Raw genomic sequence first — 16,225 nt, 5'->3', positions numbered from 1 at the left:
CACTCATGAGTGAACGGAACGATTGTTCTATAACGGGTTTGTTTGTGTCAACGCCATAATACCCTTCAGCTTTCGCCTGGCAGTCTGTCAGGTTGGGCTCATTCAGGACGACAAGGGTGGGGAAGACCCTGGCTCATGCGGCTTGAAGACGTGCCGTTCTTTTGCAGTTGCAGGCGAGAACGATGAGGGCGAGTTCTGTGATGATTTTTGCAAGTCCTCGCAGATGAAATCTCATGAACCCCATGACACTTTTGATGATCCGGAATGCCGGTGCGCCAGTCTGTTTTTGTAGTCTGCAAATATCCCGGGCTTCCGTAGTTTTCAGTCTTTCTTTCATGGCCAGACGCCACGGTCCGGTGATCCGGCGAGACTCTTTCAGATCGGGCGGCAGACGTGGCGACCATGCCGGTTGCCACAATCAGCCTCCAGTTGCTCCGGCAGAGCTTTAATCCGATCATAGCGGAGTGACTGGTATTTCGAGGCGTCGGCGTCGATCTTCGTGCCGTCGATCGACACCACGCCCACGCGCAGAAGCCCGGTCTCGCGCGCCAGCAGCAGCACCTGCACAAAGGCGGCTTCAATGACGGTCCGGTTCGTCCGCCGGAAGGTGGCGATCGTGCCGTGATCCGGATGCAGGTTCGCCGCCACGAAGCGCCACCACGATGTCGCGACATGTGGCGCGCTCGATCCGGCGGGAGGAAAACAACCCGTTGGCGTAACTGAAGATTGGCGTAACTGAAGATCAGAAGCGCCAGCATCAGACGCGGATGATACTGCGCCTTCCCGCCGGTGCGCACCTGCATGAAAAACGCACTCATCGGAACCCGCTCAACGGCGGCAACAACAAAATGCGCCATATCGTCAGCCGGAAGCCATGACTTCAGATCAGGCGGCAGAAGACAGGGCTGAGATCGGTCAAACAGGATGAAGCGGCTTATCCCAAATCCTTACAGCCTTGCCGGTCCAATGGGTACCCCAACCCGACAGGCTGTCAGGCCTTCTGCGAGGCGTCACGGAATCCAATGTGCGTCAGCATCAATGTGCGTGCCTTTGTTGCTCTCACTGCCACCACTGAATACGGCGGCATACGCGTTGAGTTCGAAAGCCGCAAAGAAATCAATCGATTCGAAGGTAGCCGTGTCGCCGGTTTGTTCCGGCTCTTTCCCTGTTTGTCCACCACCACTCATATCCGCACCAGACCTTACGCATCCATGTAAATCCTGAATAACGATCGTCTCCAATTGACCGAACCGAGTGGTCAGATTATAGGGCAATTATAATTCAGGGCTGAAGTGCATTCCTGTAACGACAAAAGCGGTTCACCTAAAAAATACAAACAAAATACGGTTCTCGAAGGAGCCAAAATGGCGCAAGAAAATCACGACAATCAAGCCCAGCCCTCTCAGAACGAGGCCACTAGCAAGCCACGGAAAGGCAATCCCCGGATCCGTATTATCATTGTTCTTGCGCTCGTCGTCATTGTTCTGGCATGCGGCTTGTACTGGTTCCTCACCAGGAATAATATCGAAACGGATGACGCTTATACGGATGGTCGCAAGATCTCTATGGCGCCTCACGTTAATGGTTATGTGACTGGTCTTTTTGTTAATGATAACCAGTTCGTTCATGCTGGTGATCTTCTGATAAAAATCGATGATCGTGATTATCGGGCCGCACTTCAGAAAGCGGAGGGTCAGCTGCTGGAAGCCCAGGCGAATCTACGAGCATCCAGCGCCCGTTTTGAGGTTGCAAAATTCCAGTTCCCTGGTGTCCTGGCGCAGGCTCAGGGCAATCTCAAGAGTGCCAGGGCTCAACAGGTCAAGGCTGAAGCTGATTACAGGCGGCAGTCCATAGTTTCCCGGCAGGCAACCAGCCAGCAGGATATCGATTATGCGAAAGCAGCACTCGATCAGGCTCGCGCCCAGGTGGTTGAAGCCGAAGGGCGACTGCAGCAGGCCATGCCGGTAATTCCCAGCATTAATAATACCCAGGAAGTCATTTCGCAGGAACAGGCATTGCTGAAAGCCGCGGAAGCCGATGTTGTTCAGGCAAAACTCAATCTTGGGTGGACAGAACTTCGGGCGCCGCATGACGGATGGGTTTCACAGCGGAATGTTGAACAGGGAAATTATGTTCAGCAAGGGCAGCAGATATTCACGATCGTGCAACCGGAAATCTGGGTAACAGCAAACTATAAGGAAACCCAGCTTACAAGAATGAAAGCCGGGCAGGACGTCGACATGAAAGTCGATGCATATCCGTCCCTGAAATTGCGCGGCCATGTGGACTCTCTGCAACTTGGCTCCGGCGAACAGTTCAGCACATTTCCGGCAGAAAACGCGACCGGTAATTTCGTCAAGATCGTGCAACGTATTCCGGTCAAGATCTTGATTGATAGCGGAATCGATCCTCAACACCCTCTTGCTATCGGTCTCTCTGTCGAACCGACAGTTCACGTACAATGACAGAAACCTCTCCTACTGATCAGCGGGAATGGAAACCAAAAGCCAATCCCTGGCTGATTGCCGTTGTTGTGACTCTTGGTGCTTTCATGGAAGTGCTGGACACGACGATCATCAATGTCGCGCTCCCACATATCGCAGGAGCGCTGGGAAGTAGTTACGATGACGCAACATGGGCGTTGACGGCATATCTTGTTGCCAATGGCGTCGTACTCACCATCTCGGGCTGGCTTAGCCGACTCTTCGGGCGCAAGCGCTACTTCCTGGTGTGCGTGGCTCTTTTTACGGTTTCGTCCTTTCTTTGTGGCCTGTCGACGAGTCTGCCAATGCTGATCGTGTTTCGGCTGCTTCAGGGCTTCTTTGGTGGCGGGCTGCAGCCTAGTCAGCAGTCGATTATTCTTGACACGTTCCCTCCGTCGCAGCGCGCGGCAGCCATGGGACTGGCTGCCATTGCGACTGTGGTCGCACCTGTCCTCGGGCCGCTTGCAGGAGGATATCTGGTCGACAACTTCTCATGGCACTGGATTTTCTACGTTAATGTACCGTTCGGCATCATTACTTTTATCGGGGTGTCTGCGCTGGTGGAAGATCCGCCGTGGGAAAAGAAACGTCGTGAAAAAGTAGACGTCATCGGCATTTCGCTCATTACGATCGGACTTGGATGTCTCGAAATCATGTGCGACCGAGGAGAAGATGAAGGCTGGTTCGGTTCAGGTTTTATTGTGACGATGGGTGTTCTGGGAGGTGTCGGATGCATCGCGGCAGTCATATGGCTCCTTAAGGCGAAAGAACCACTTCTGAATCTTGCGATCTTCAAGGATCGAAATTTCGCAGTCTCCACTTTCCTGATGGCCATGGTTGGTGCGCTGCTATATGCCGCCGCCATCATCGTTCCACAGTTTGCCCAACAGGTGCTTGGTTATACTGCCACTGTTTCAGGCGAGGTTCTGGCCCCCGGGGGAGCTGTCATCATCTGTCTCATTCCACTTGTCGGAAGGGCAATGGGTGTAATCCAGATACGAACTATAGTCGCTTTTGGGTTCTTCTTCATGGGCGCGTCACTCTTCTATTCGGCCCGGCTTGTGCCCACGACGAGCTTTGCCCATCTCATGGAATATCGCATTCTGCAGACAGCGGCACTGGCATTCCTGTTTGTTCCGCTTTCAACGATTGCTTACGCAACATTACCTCGTGAACTCAATGCAGATGCCTCGGCAATGTTCAGCATGTCACGAAATTATGTCGGCTCTCTCGCCATTTCGTTGAGCACGGCGGCTGTGACTGAAACGCAGCAAGTGCGTCAGGGATATCTGAACCACTGGATGACTCCTCTACGTCCGGAATATCAGGAATATCTCGCTGTCGCGCAGCGCAAGAGCATTGAACATGGCGTCTCTGTCGCTGCCGCCCCTGAAGTGGCGCTTCATCAGCTTCAACAAACATTCCGCACCCAGGTCTCAATGTTGGCTTATAATCAGGTATTTATGGAAATCGGGATTATAGCGTTCCTCGTGGTTCCATTCTGTTTCTTCCTGGCTCCAAGCGCTTCGACTGGTAATGGCAAAGGAGGACATTGATGATCACGCATGTTTTTTCCGATAAAATAAAGGGGCAGCCACATGCAGTTCTGCGTCCTGTAAGTTTGCTCCTCACTGTGGTCGCGCTATCGGCGTGTTCTGTCGGACCTAAATACCATAAACCCAAACTATGGTCCCCGTCGGACTATGCCACCACCCCGACAGATGCCCGACAGTTTAGTTCCGCGACTGAAGAAGCACCTGATCCCAGCTGGTGGGATATTTTCCACGATCCGGAACTGAGTCATCTTGAAAATCTCATTGCGTCCCAGAACCTGGATGTTCAGCGGGCAACCGAGCAACTTGCTGAAAGCCGCGCGCAGATGCGTGTTTCAGGTGCAGGGCGTTTTCCGACCCTTGACGCGAGCGGTTCATATTCTCGCAATCAATACAGTTCAAAATCTCTTCAGTACATCCTGGGTAGTATCGGCAAGTCGTCCGGTGCGGGAGGCTTTGGTTCCGTGCTTTCGCAGGCGGCAGGGACAGCAACGATCCCGGAACTGAACACATGGACTGACAATATTGACGCAAGCTATGAGATAGACCTGTGGGGAAGAATTTCGTCTGCCTACCGCCAGGCTAAAGCCGAGATGCAGGCTTCCCGGGAAGTCCGGCGTGGTATACTGATAGCACGTCAGGCAGACATGGCGCGTGACTACATGATGTTACGCGGAGATCAGGAGCGTTTGCGTATTGCGCAGGAAAATCGCGCTACGCAGGCGTCTACTCTTGGCCTGACTGAAAGTCGTCATCGAAGTGGTCTGGTCAGTGATGTCGATGTACAGAGCGCGCGAGCGCAGGTGGCTGACAGCGACGCACGGATTGCACAACTTGAACAGGTGATCGAGCAGCAGATGAACGCGATCGCACTTCTGCTTGGAGAGGTACCTCGCGCTCTTAATAGTGAACTCGTAAAGGCAGCAGCTATTCCTGTGACGCCCCCACGCGTGCCGATCGGAGTTCCTTCGCAACTTGCACAACGTCGTCCAGACGTTCGTGAAGCTGAAGCGCGGCTGCATTCGGCTGTTGCCGGCGTTGCTGAGGCGACTGCAGAGTTTTATCCGAAGGTAACAATCGACGCCGGGTTCGGAGTGCAGTCGCTTTCATTCCGTGATTTCTGGGCATGGAGTGCAAGGGCGTGGAATGTAGGACCCAGAATTACACTGCCAATCTTCCAGGGCGGTCGACTGACGGGTAATCTTCAGCTGACCAAAGCAGAACAGAGGGAAGCGGCTGTTGTTTACAGATCCACCGTTCTGGGGGCGTGGCGCGACGTAGATAATGCCTTGATTGCCTATCGCGATGAGCAGAACCGGCATGACGGTCTTCTCACGAGTGTAGATGCTCATAAACAGTCGCTTGTACTTGCGCTCGAGCAATACCGGCATGGCCTGACCAATTACCTCAATGTACTGTCAGCACAAGCTGGTCTGGAATCGTCAGAGCTCGACCTTGCTTCGAGTACGACCACGCTGGCCTCCGATGTGGCACAGCTTTACAACGCCCTTGGTGGTGGATGGGAGACAGCGGATCCTGAGACAGTTGTGGATACAAAAAAGCGTGTCGCTTCCAGGTAACGGAAAGATGGATCTTGATGGTGTGCAGGGCTCTTGTCCTACACACTGCGAGCCGGCATCTGAAGAGATGCCGTGAAAGAGATATGAAATTGCGCGATATGACAATGTCAGCAAGCAAAAGCGCGGCGTTAGCCAAAAGGAACCAGATATTACGAGGTGCAGAGAAAGTTTTTCTCGATCTTGGATATGAAGGGGCATCAATGGCGCGTATCGCACAATATGCAAAAGTGTCAAAAGGAACGCTTTATAACCACTTCAAGGATAAGGCAGATCTTTTCCGCGAAATTATACTTGATATCAGTAAGAACAAACTATCCGGTCTCTTTAAATATGATGACAATAATATGGGAAGTTGTGCGGGATGTCTTCGCGGGATCTGTGAGGAATTCGTCTCGGCAGTGACGCATCCGATTTCACTTGGTATATATAGAATCGTGATTGCTGAGGCTTCCAAATTCCCGGAAATTTCGGAAATCATGCAGGAATATGCGATTGAACCGACAAGAGCATGCATATGTAAAGCGATCAGTTACTGGTCAGATGCTGGTGCTATTCATGTGGAAGATATAGAATTCGCGGCCCAGATATTCATTTCTCTCTGCCAGTCAGGCATCGTTGAAAAACGAAGGTTTTCAATACCTGTTGACTTCTCGGTTAACGCTATGGAATGTCATGCAGAAAGAGTGTCGAAAATATTTATGAGAATATATTCTTATAAACAAACCAACCCTTGGATATTTTGATAAAATATGTTATCGATTATTTGGCATGTCGCGAGGCGTCATTTGCGTAGTCGAGGGCATTATCGATCTGTTCCACAATGTCACTCCGCTCTGGTTTGATGTAGTCGCAAGTTGGGACGGCTGCGGAGCCATGAGGTGAGGTGTTCTGTTGGTGACAATCTTGCCAGAACGCGCTGCTTTCGGTGGTTACAGGTAAAGCAGAACCTCATGAACAGGATTTCGAGGCTGCGTGAACGGAGATGCATGTTGGGAGCACTTCGGTCGCGACACGTCCGTTAAACCGCTCGACCATACCGTTGGTTTACGGCCAGCAAGCTTTGGTTTTGCGGCGATCGACACTCATGTTGCGGCAGGCTTTTTCAAAGAGGTGGTTCCTGATCTTCTGGTCCGGGGTTAACCCCGGACCAGAAGATCAGCAGCAATGCCGTCAGAATGGCCGCATGGTATCAACCGGGTATAGCTGCTTATCGAGTCCTCGAAACTGTCCGAACGAGTGGGACCACCTCTATCACCAGTAGCCGCCACTTTGACGTACGGAAAACGATCAGCACCTCGGAGCGCCAATTTCGCCGCATCTTCGGTCGTCTGGTAGTCAGTGTTAGGCTCAGGACCTGTTAATTCATTGAACTGAGCATTACGCTGCGGTTCACCGGTTCACCGATGGAGGGTGAGCCCGTGAGTGAGTTGTTTTTGCTGTCTGAAAGCCAGATGGCACGAATTGAACCGTATTTCCCTTTGGCACATGGCGTGCCTCGCGTGGATGACTGCCGTGTTCTGAGCGGGATCGTTTACGTGATCCGCAACGGTTTTCAGTGGAAAGACGCACCGAAAGCGTATGGTCCGCACAAGACCTTATACAATCGCTTCATCCGCCGGAGCCGCCTGGGTGTTTTCGACCGGATTTTCATGGCGCTGACGGCACAGGCCGGACAGTCGATGCGCCTGATGATTGATGTGACACACCTCAAGGCCCACAGGACAGCGGCCTCCCCTGCTTAAAAGGGGGCTTTTCCCCGCCACATCGGACGCACAAAGGGCGGTCTGAACTCAAAGCTGCACGCTGTGTGTGACGGTGAAGATCGTCCGGTCCGGCTTTATCTGACGGCAGGTCAGTGATTTCAAAGGTGCGGATGTTCTGCTGGCAGATCTTCCTGCCGAGACAGCAGAAGTCATCGGCGACCGGGGCTGCGACAGTAACCGGTATTCCGCCGAAAAAGAACATGAAATCAAAACTGCCTCACAACTGGCATCTGTATAAAAAGCGCCACCAGATCAAAAACATGTTCGCAAAACTGAAAGACTGGCGACGTGTGGCTACCCGATACGATCGCTGCGCTCATACCTTCATGTCCGTAATCCATATCGCAGCAACCTTCATCTTCTATTCCTCAAGGAAGGAGTCCTGAGCCTGGGGCGCGGTCGGGTTTTCTTCCGACATCGGGGACTCGTCGCCGTCGGCTGCTTCCAGCAGAAGGGTCATGACCATCCGGGCTGCCGGAGTCGGAGGACGGACCACCGATGTCAGAATACCGTAGGAACTGATGGACAGATCAAACGCGGTCGGGATGCCCGTGATCTGATGATACCGTTCCTGCTGGAGGGCAACGGGCTCGGAAAGAATTGTCAGAGCGTCCGAGTCCGCGATGCAGGCCAGGGTCACAACCAGAGAGTCGCTGCCGATAACGGAGGAAGGCAGGGGAATGCCGGCCTCCTGAAAAAGAGTTTCAAGTCTGAGACGTGAGCGTCCGCCTCGTCTCTGAAGAATAAGCGGGTAGTTCGCGATATCTCGAATATCCCGTTTTTTTCGTCCTGCGAGAGGATGCTTCGGGCGCGCCGCAAGCACCATCGGTTCCCGGCCCGCGTTGCGGATTGTGAAGTCCTGCGGGCTGGCGTCCTCGGGAGGGCGCCCGATCATGATGTCCACTTCTCCCCGGAGCAGATCCCCGAAAAGGCCGATGCTGGAGCCGGTGCGGATTTCCAGATCGATACCGGGAAAATTCTTTTGCAGGCGAAAGATAATGCTGGTCAGAAGGTCCACGGCGGGACCGTCGATCGTGCCAATGGAGACGCGGCCGGTGCTGCCGCTCAGAAGAATATTGATCTCTTCCCGCGCTCTGTCGAGCTCATTGAGGATCACTGCTGCCCGTCTCGCCAGAACTTCCCCGAAGACGCTGAACCGCATCCGTCTTCCGTCCTGAAGGAAAAGCGGAAAGCCGATCATATCTTCAAGATCGCTGAGAAGTTTCGACGCGGCAGGCTGGGAAATTCCCAGACCGGTTGCCGCGTCGAGGAGGGTCGAGGTGCGCGAGAGGGTATCCAGAAGCCGGAGATGTCTCAGCTTGAGGCGTGCGCCGATATACCATGAAGGTGAGAGGGCCGGGCCGGGATTCATCCTTTTTATATACCAGAATCTATATATCACTTCATCATTCGTATATTGGACGCCGTCGCGGAAGCGCGAATATATGTCTTCCCCTCACAGGATGACCGGCAGGATGCCCGGAGCTGCCTGTGGTCAGAAAAATACCGGTCCGGTTTGCGCCGGGGCCGGTTTCTTCGGGGGATTTCCGGATGAGCAATAATAAAAAGATTGGTGTTATCGGACTGGGCGCGATGGGAGCCGGAGTTGCACTGTCCCTGCTGCGGCGAGGCTTTACTGTGCACGCGGCTGATACACGCCGGGAAGCTCTGGACAGGTTCGCGGAAGCCGGTGGCGTGCCGGCAGCGGACCCGGCTGCGCTGGGCGCGGAATGCGATGTCATCCTCGTGCAGGTTGTGAATGCAGCCCAGACGGAGCAGGTTCTGTTCGGTGAAAAGGGTGCGGTGTCCACTCTGAAACCTGGATCACTCGTCATCGGGTGTGCGACCGTATCTCCAGAATTTGCAGAGTCTGTTGATGCCCGGCTGCACAACGCGGGACTCTTTTTTCTGGATGCACCGATGTCAGGCGGCGCGGCAAAAGCGGCGTCCGGTGAAATGACGCTGATGACTTCGGGTGCGCCGGAGGCGCAGGCGCTGGCAGCGGATATTCTGCCGGCAATAGCTGGCACTGTCTACCGGGTAGGCGATCGCGCGGGAACAGGCAGCAAGATCAAGATCGTCAACCAGCTTCTGGCGGGTGTGCATATTGCGGCGGCGGCAGAAGCCATGGCTCTTGCTATCAGGGAGGGGGGCGATCCGAGAACCGCATACGAAATTATCACGAACAGTGCCGGAAATTCATGGATGTTTGAGAACCGGGTGCCACATATTCTCAGCGGGGATTATACGCCACTCTCCGCTGTGGATATTTTCGTGAAGGATCTCGGGCTGGTACTCGATACGGGCGGGCGGACAAAGTTTCCGCTGCCTCTCGCCGCGGCGGCACACCAGCAGTTTCTGGCGGCCTCGGCAGCGGGGTTTGGTCGGGAGGATGATTCCGCCGTCATCAAGATGTTTCCCGGCATCGACTTGCCCCATGCCGGGCAGACGGGCCGATGACCGGAACCGGAACCATTCTGCTGGGCTGTATTGCCGATGATTTTACCGGCGCGACGGATCTGGCCAGCATGCTCGTCAGCAATGGCATGCGGACCATCCAGACAATCGGTATTCCGGCATCTGGCGACTGCGATGATGTCGATGCGGTCGTCATTGCGCTGAAGACACGGACCGTTCCGGCAGAGAAAGCTGTGAGCCAGTCTCTGGAAGCTCTGCAATGGCTTCAGACATTCTCCTGCCGGCAATACCTGTTTAAATATTGCTCTACGTTCGATTCCACGCCTGCCGGCAATATCGGCCCGGTCGCGGAAGCTCTGGGCAGAGCCCTGGAAACAGAGTTTTTCATTGCGTGCCCGGCTTTTCCGGCAAACGGACGCATGGTTTATCAGGGACATCTCTTTGTCGGAAATCGCCTGCTGAGCGAAAGCGGGATGAGGAATCATCCTCTCACCCCCATGCGGGATTCAGATCTCGTGCGCGTTCTTCAGGAACAGATCAGAAGAATGTCCGGACTGATTGCCCATGAGGTGATTGCACAGGGAAGCTCTGCCATCCGGCATGCAATACAGGCTCTGCGGCGAGAGGGAGTGACATGTGCGATTGCCGACGCAATCGACGACCGGGATCTTCTGGCGCTCGGTCAGGCTTGCGCGGATCACAGGCTCATCACAGGCGGCTCGGGCATTGCCATGGGTCTTCCCGAAAATTTCCGCCAGGAAGGTCTTCTGAAAACAACTGATGCAGACAGGATGCCTCGTGTTGCGGGGCGTCGTGTGGTGCTCTCCGGCAGCGCGTCGCTCAGAACAAATGAGCAGGTCGTCGCATGGAAGCAGGCCGGGGGACCTGCTTTCCGGATTGATCCCATGCAGCTTGCGGAAGGTCGTGACAATATCAGCGAAGCCGTCGGTTTCGCTCTTCAGGCCGAGACCCCTGTGCTGATCTTCTCCACGCCTGACACGTCTGAACTCGCTTCTGTTCAGGAGAGCCTGGGCGCCGGGCGGGCCGGGGAACTGGTCGAAGCAGCCATGGCCGCGATCGCGGTAAGGCTGAGGCAGAACGGCTTCAGGAATTTCGTGGTGGCGGGGGGTGAAACGTCCGGCGCGGTGGTTCAGGCGCTGGATGTCCGAAAACTCAGGATCGGTCCGTGTATCGCGCCCGGTGTGCCGCTGACGGTTTCCGTCGGTGATGATCCGTTCGGGCTTGTTCTGAAATCGGGAAACTTCGGTGACGTGGCGTTCTTCAGTCAGGCACTGGAAGCGCTGGAACAGGGGCACGCGGCATGACGGAACAGTCGCTTCGTGAAGAAATCTGCCGGATCGGCCGTGATCTTTTTCTCAGGGGCTATACGGCCGGAACAGCCGGAAATATCAGCATTCGTCTCGATGACGGCTGGCTCATCACGCCGACCGATGCGTGTCTGGGCCGCCTTGATCCGGAATGTCTTGCGAAAGTGTCCCGGAACGGAGAGTGGATATCGGGGGACAAACCTTCCAAGACGCTGGAACTGCACAGACTGATCTTTGACGCCCGGCCGGACAGCCGGGTCATCATCCATACCCATTCCACCCACCTTGTTGCCCTGACGCTGGCCGGCGTGTGGAAGCCCGACTGCATTCTGCCGCCCGTTACGCCGTATCAGGTAATGAAGGTCGGCCGGATACCGCTTATTCCTTATGACAGGCCGGGTTCTCCGCAGGTCGCGGCAAAGGTTGCGAAACTGGCAGGTAGCGTCAGGGGTGTCATGCTGGAGAGGCTTGGTCCGGTCATCTGGGGAGAAACACCGGAACGCGCATCGGCCTGCCTGGAAGAGCTGGAAGAGACGGCGAGGCTCTGGCTGATGACAACGCCCCGTCCGGCGCCGCTGACTCCGGATGCTCTGGACGATCTGCGTATTACATTCGGCGCCGTCTGGGAATAACTCCGGTTTCCCGGGACCTGAACAGAAAAACAATAAGGTCTTGAGATGACACCCGTTCTTCTGCTTGCCAGCGCAATTGCCGGCATCATTCTGATGATTGTTCTTATTCTGCGGTTTCGTCTGCAACCCGTCCTCGCGTTGCTGCTCGTCAGCATGTTCGTGGCGATTCTGTCCGGTATGCCGCTGGACAGAATCGCGCCGGCCATTGAGGCCGGAATGGGGAAAACACTTGGTCATATCGCGATCATCATCACGCTTGGCGCCATGATCGGAAAAATCGTCGAAATTTCCGGTGGCGCGGAGGTGCTGGCCAGAACCCTGATAGGGCGGTTCGGCAGCCGCCGTATTCCTCTGGCGCTGACCCTCGCAGGATTCCTGATTGGTATTCCCGTGTTTTTCGAAGTCGGTGTCATCATGGTCATGCCGATTATTTATGGTGTGAGCAGGCTGACACACCGTCAGATCATGGTCTTTGCGCTGCCAATGTGCGTGACAATGCTGACTGTACACTCCTTTTTGCCGCCGCATCCCGGGCCGGCGGCGGCAGCCGCCCAGATCGGTGCCGACCTGGGACGTATTCTTGCGTTCGGATTGCCGATTACCCTTATCCTTGGCTTCACGGGTTATGTGATTGCTTCGCGCATGACACGGCGGGAGTTCTCATGCAGTGAGGATATCCGGCGAACGGTCGAAGAGATGTCGGAAGCTGAAGGCGGCGTACTGGCGGGTGAAGGAACTGTCCATGCCCCTCCGCCGCCCTTTGGCATTATTGTTGCGCTCATCCTGTTTCCGGTCGTCCTGATTATGTCCGGCACATTCGTTCTTTCGCTGACAGAGGCAGGAACTGTTCTTCACAACGCAGCCGCATTGTGCGGCGCCCCGATGACAGCCCTGCTGATCGATACTCTGCTCGCGGGCTGGCTGCTCGGTCTGTCCAGGGGCTGGAGCCATGTGCAGGTTTCGGAAGTCGTCGGCTCCGCCGTTCCCGGGGTGGCCATGGTTATTCTGATAGCCGGTGCCGGAGGTGTTTTCGGGAATATTCTTGTCCAGAGCGGTATTGGTCACGTCGTGTCCGGTCTGCTGCACGCAAGCGGACTTCCGGTTCTGGCTCTTGCCTTTGTTCTCAGTGCTTTGCTGCGCGCGATTCAGGGTTCCACCACGGTTGCTCTCGTCACCACCGCCGGAATCCTGTCGCCGCTTCTGCAGACGCTGACCATCACCGCCAGCCAGAAGGCGCTGCTCTGCCTGCCAATGGGTGGAGGTGGTCTTTCCATATCGCATATCAATGATGCAGGATTCTGGATTTTTACGAAACTGACCGGAATTGATACCGGAGAAAGCCTGCGAACATGGACCGTTCTGACAAGCATTCTCGGTTTTCTCGGATTCTGTATGACCGCAATACTCTGGCCCCTGTGTGCCTGACACCAGACTGGAAGACAAAACCATGCCTGCTTTTGCTGCAAATCTGACGATGCTTTATACGGAAATGAAATTTCCTGACCGTTTTTCCGCTGCGGCGAAAGATGGTTTTCGGGGTGTCGAATTCCTTTTTCCTTATGATTATCCGGCGGACGAAATTGCACTTCGTCTGAAAGACAACGGTTTGCGGCAGGCTCTGTTCAACGCGCCGCCCGGAGACTGGTCCGGTGGAGAACGGGGGATCGCATCCCTGCCGGGCAGAGAGGATGAGTTCCGGCGGAGTATCGATCTCGCACTCACTTATGCGGAGCGCCTCGGAAACAGACGGCTGCATGTTATGGCCGGCCTTTGTCCGGATGAGGCGGAGAAAGAAGCGAGACTCGCTCTCTATACCCGCAACATCGCCGCCGCCGCCGCGCAGGCACGCAGCATGGGTGTGACGATTGTGCTGGAGGCAATCAATACGCGCGACATGCCGGGTTATCTTGTGTCGAGGCAGGAGGAAACCGCCGCTGTCTGCCGGAATATCGGCGCGGATAATGTCAGGATTCAGTTCGATTTCTATCACGCCCAGATCATGCAGGGGGATCTGACAAGGCGACTGGAGCGTCTGCTGCCTCTGACAGGGCATGTGCAGATCGCCGGCGTGCCGGAGCGGCATGAGCCGGATAGCGGGGAAATCGCGTATGACTCACTTTATGATCTGCTGGACCGATCCGGTTATGAGGGGTGGGTCGGGTGCGAATATCATCCCCGTGCGACGGCTTCGGAGGGGCTGGGCTGGATGGCACCATGGGAAAGCCGGATAGCCGTTCGTCCCTGAGGACCACTTTGTGTGCTGTGCCCCGGGGAAATGGTCTGGCGATTGTCCGGAGCAGAGACCGACCGGAGAGGCGCTGTCATTGCGGTTTTCCCGGTCTGCGTTCCGCGCCGCTTGCGTGGTCCGGCATTGCTTCGTTTAACTGTGTTTCATGCAGCTCTCACCCGATCCTCTGAATCCCGCCACCGTTCCCCGCCTCAGCGACACGACCGGCATCGCACTGGCCATGGCAATGACCGCGACCCACCAGCTTCCGCTCGAAAGCGGTTCGCCTGTTCAGTTGCCACCACAGGCCCGGGGTATTTTTCCGCTGATCGACGGCGTTAACACCGTTGCGGATATTGCCGCCCGCCTTGAAACAAGAGGGGTGGAGGCGGATCAGTTCCGCGATGTCTGGCGGAAGACGGTTCAGGCTCTCGCGCATACGGGTCTGCTGCAATTCACCCAGGGCCGGTCGTGAACCGGACTCTGCCGGTCATTCTCTTCGGTGCGGCTCTGAGAGAAGACGGCACGGCAGGGCCTGTCCTTCTGAGGCGCATCGCCGCCGCCGTCCGTTTCGGTCAGTGTTCCTCCGTGCCGCCGCTCTGGATTCCAACAGGCGGCGTGCCTCAGGGCGGCCGCACGGAGGCAGAGGTGATGACGGGCCTGCTGCGCGACGCGGGGATTTCCGTGGCCGCAATTTTGCCGGAGCCCACGGCGTCTGATACGTGCGATTCCGTTATTGTCTGCACCCGGATTCTGCGTGCGCGGGGCTATTCCGGCCCGGTCGGGATTGTGACCAGCGACTTTCATATGATGCGTTGCGTTGCGATGATGCGGGCGGCTGGCTGGACGGTCGTGAAAATCCCGGCGCCGTCCGGGGTCGGTCTGGCGGTCGGCAGGCGGGCGTGGCAGTGGCTACGGGAAGTGCCGGCAACAGTCTGGGACGTGTTTCTGGTGATCCTCTGGCGGCTGAAACAGGCGCGCTGAGAGGCGTCGGCCGGGTCGGACGACCGGACTGCTTTCGCCAACATTGACATTCGGGCGGGATTTTCTTTCATCTCCTGCGCAATCGCCGTCACCATTGCGCCCGTCGGGCGTGATCCTGGCGATCCTTATCATAGGCCCGTGACCGCGTCTTCTGAGTAAAAACCGGCAGGCGAACGGCGCGTCAGACAAACGCGGCACTCTTTCAGGCCAGCCAGAAGGCCGGAGAGGGCAGCCCGCTCAGGAGAGGTCCCAATGCCTGTATTCGCATTTGTTTTCCCGGGGCAGGGAAGCCAGTTTCCCGGCATGGGGCAGGATCTGGCCGATGCTTATCCCGCCGCCCGCGAGGTGTTTCAGGAGGTGGATGACGCTCTTGGCGAGCATCTCTCGAAAATTATTTTCGAGGGGCCGGCTGACACTCTGACCAGCACGGAAAACGCTCAGCCAGCGCTGATGGCGGTGTCTCTGGCGGTTGTTCGGATCATGGAACGGGAAGGCGGCTTCAACTTCGCTGAAAAAGCCACGCTGATGGCGGGGCACTCGCTGGGTGAATATTCGGCGCTTGCCGCGGCCCGCAGCTTCGGTATTGCGGAGACCGCGAAACTGCTGCGTCTCCGTGGCCGGGCCATGCAACGCGCGGTGCCGGCCGGGCAGGGCGGTATGGCGGCTCTGATCGGCGTCACGCCGGAAAAGGCGCGCGAGATCTGCGAGGCCGCGGCCATCGTAAAGGTCGAGGGCGAGCCGGAGCATCGTGAGGTGATCGAACTCGCAAACGATAACGGTGGCGGGCAGATCGTTGTTTCGGGACAGACCGGAGCGATCGATCGGGCGATTGTCATCGCGAAGGACATGGGGGTGAAGCGGGCCGTCAGGCTTCCTGTTTCCGCCCCCTTCCACAGCTCGCTGATGCGTCCGGCGGCCGATGAGATGGCGGAAGCACTTGCCGGCGCCGAGGTCGAAACGCCGGTCGTGCCGGTTGTCGCCAATGTTACGGCGCGGAAGGTGACGTCGCCCGATGTGATTCGTGATCTGCTGGTTCGTCAGGTGTGCGGAACGGTGCGCTGGCGCGAGAGTGTGGAGGAGATGGTGGCGATGGGCGTCGACAGCTTTGTCGAGCTTGGCGCAGGCAAGGTTCTGACCGGGCTGATTCGCCGGATTGCGCCGGATGCGAAGGCGCAGACCGCCGGGACCGTGCCGGATATCGACGCTTTTTTGCAGAGTCTCTGAAATTCTGAGACAGAAATTTTGATCGCAGAGCAG

General features: G+C 56.3%; 16 protein-coding genes and 2 pseudogenes. 14 read left to right on the top strand and 4 right to left on the bottom strand.

Annotated elements, in window-relative coordinates; all coding sequences use genetic code 11:
• Positions 1–133: 133 nt before the first annotated feature.
• The 3 genes and pseudogenes from GOB90_RS19815 to GOB90_RS12990 all read right to left on the bottom strand — a co-directional run bounded on the left by GOB90_RS19815 (position 134) and on the right by GOB90_RS12990 (position 1,274).
• The gene (locus GOB90_RS19815) at positions 134–337 is read right to left on the bottom strand and encodes a transposase (protein WP_408737202.1); all 204 of its coding nucleotides are present in this window, start codon (positions 335–337) and stop codon (positions 134–136) included.
• 80 nt (positions 338–417) lie between these two features.
• Positions 418–938: pseudogene (locus GOB90_RS19810) on the bottom strand (transposase); the annotation flags it as partial.
• A 72-nt stretch (positions 939–1,010) separates the two neighbouring features.
• Complete coding sequence (locus tag GOB90_RS12990; RefSeq protein WP_173572089.1) at positions 1,011–1,274, bottom strand: hypothetical protein; 264 nt, start codon at positions 1,272–1,274, stop codon at positions 1,011–1,013.
• Positions 1,275–1,364: 90 nt separating this feature from the next.
• Here GOB90_RS12990 and GOB90_RS12985 point away from each other — a divergent pair, with 90 nt between their 5' ends.
• From GOB90_RS12985 to GOB90_RS12965, 6 genes and pseudogenes are all read left to right on the top strand, one after another.
• The gene (locus GOB90_RS12985; RefSeq protein WP_146888218.1) at positions 1,365–2,465 is read left to right on the top strand and encodes an HlyD family secretion protein; all 1,101 of its coding nucleotides are present in this window, start codon (positions 1,365–1,367) and stop codon (positions 2,463–2,465) included.
• Entirely contained in the window at positions 2,462–4,039 is a 1,578-nt protein-coding gene (locus tag GOB90_RS12980; protein ID WP_146888223.1) for a DHA2 family efflux MFS transporter permease subunit, read from the top strand. Before GOB90_RS12985 ends, GOB90_RS12980 begins: the two co-directional genes overlap by 4 nt.
• The gene (locus GOB90_RS12975; RefSeq protein WP_146888228.1) at positions 4,039–5,616 is read left to right on the top strand and encodes an efflux transporter outer membrane subunit; all 1,578 of its coding nucleotides are present in this window, start codon (positions 4,039–4,041) and stop codon (positions 5,614–5,616) included. The genes GOB90_RS12980 and GOB90_RS12975 overlap by 1 nt, the downstream gene beginning before the upstream one ends.
• Before the next feature lie 83 nt (positions 5,617–5,699).
• Positions 5,700–6,359, top strand: a complete 660-nt coding sequence (locus GOB90_RS12970) for a TetR/AcrR family transcriptional regulator (RefSeq protein WP_173572088.1) — start codon at positions 5,700–5,702, stop codon at positions 6,357–6,359.
• A 229-nt stretch (positions 6,360–6,588) separates the two neighbouring features.
• The gene (locus tag GOB90_RS18990) at positions 6,589–6,756 is read left to right on the top strand and encodes a hypothetical protein (RefSeq protein WP_183187347.1); all 168 of its coding nucleotides are present in this window, start codon (positions 6,589–6,591) and stop codon (positions 6,754–6,756) included.
• A 278-nt stretch (positions 6,757–7,034) separates the two neighbouring features.
• A pseudogene (locus GOB90_RS12965) lies at positions 7,035–7,765 on the top strand (IS5 family transposase).
• Here GOB90_RS12965 and GOB90_RS12960 read toward each other — a convergent pair.
• Entirely contained in the window at positions 7,741–8,751 is a 1,011-nt protein-coding gene (locus tag GOB90_RS12960) for a LysR family transcriptional regulator (protein ID WP_146888234.1), read from the bottom strand. The pseudogene GOB90_RS12965 and the gene GOB90_RS12960 overlap by 25 nt on opposite strands.
• 119 nt (positions 8,752–8,870) lie before the next feature.
• On the opposite strand from GOB90_RS12960, the gene ltnD reads away from it, so the two are divergent.
• The 8 genes from ltnD to fabD all read left to right on the top strand — a co-directional run bounded on the left by ltnD (position 8,871) and on the right by fabD (position 16,192).
• On the top strand, positions 8,871–9,839 hold the full coding sequence (ltnD, locus tag GOB90_RS12955) for an L-threonate dehydrogenase (RefSeq protein ID WP_261765961.1): 969 nt from the start codon (positions 8,871–8,873) through the stop codon (positions 9,837–9,839).
• Positions 9,836–11,122, top strand: a complete 1,287-nt coding sequence (gene otnK, locus GOB90_RS12950) for a 3-oxo-tetronate kinase (RefSeq protein ID WP_146888237.1) — start codon at positions 9,836–9,838, stop codon at positions 11,120–11,122. The genes ltnD and otnK overlap by 4 nt, the downstream gene beginning before the upstream one ends.
• Positions 11,119–11,757: a 3-oxo-tetronate 4-phosphate decarboxylase gene (otnC, locus tag GOB90_RS12945; RefSeq protein ID WP_146888241.1), complete on the top strand. Its 639-nt coding sequence runs from the start codon at positions 11,119–11,121 to the stop codon at positions 11,755–11,757. The genes otnK and otnC overlap by 4 nt, the downstream gene beginning before the upstream one ends.
• A 45-nt stretch (positions 11,758–11,802) precedes the next feature.
• The gene (locus tag GOB90_RS12940) at positions 11,803–13,182 is read left to right on the top strand and encodes a GntT/GntP/DsdX family permease (protein ID WP_146888244.1); all 1,380 of its coding nucleotides are present in this window, start codon (positions 11,803–11,805) and stop codon (positions 13,180–13,182) included.
• A 22-nt stretch (positions 13,183–13,204) separates the two neighbouring features.
• Positions 13,205–14,002 carry a 2-oxo-tetronate isomerase gene (gene otnI / locus GOB90_RS12935; protein WP_146888247.1) on the top strand — a complete coding sequence of 266 codons (798 nt, stop codon included), beginning with the start codon at positions 13,205–13,207 and terminating at the stop codon, positions 14,000–14,002.
• 148 nt (positions 14,003–14,150) lie between these two features.
• Entirely contained in the window at positions 14,151–14,459 is a 309-nt protein-coding gene (locus tag GOB90_RS12930) for a PqqD family protein (protein ID WP_242012010.1), read from the top strand.
• Positions 14,456–14,968 carry a YdcF family protein gene (locus tag GOB90_RS12925; protein WP_146888250.1) on the top strand — a complete coding sequence of 171 codons (513 nt, stop codon included), beginning with the start codon at positions 14,456–14,458 and terminating at the stop codon, positions 14,966–14,968. The genes GOB90_RS12930 and GOB90_RS12925 overlap by 4 nt, the downstream gene beginning before the upstream one ends.
• Before the next feature lie 252 nt (positions 14,969–15,220).
• Positions 15,221–16,192, top strand: a complete 972-nt coding sequence (fabD, locus tag GOB90_RS12920) for an ACP S-malonyltransferase (protein ID WP_146888253.1) — start codon at positions 15,221–15,223, stop codon at positions 16,190–16,192.
• Positions 16,193–16,225 lie beyond the last annotated feature (33 nt).

Origin of the sequence: Acetobacter oeni (genome assembly GCF_011516825.1) — a bacterium.
In the GTDB taxonomy this organism is placed as follows: Bacteria; Pseudomonadota; Alphaproteobacteria; order Acetobacterales; family Acetobacteraceae; genus Acetobacter; species Acetobacter oeni.
The sequence above is the reverse complement of the archived record's forward strand: the minus strand, read 5'-3'. Positions and strand labels throughout refer to the sequence as shown.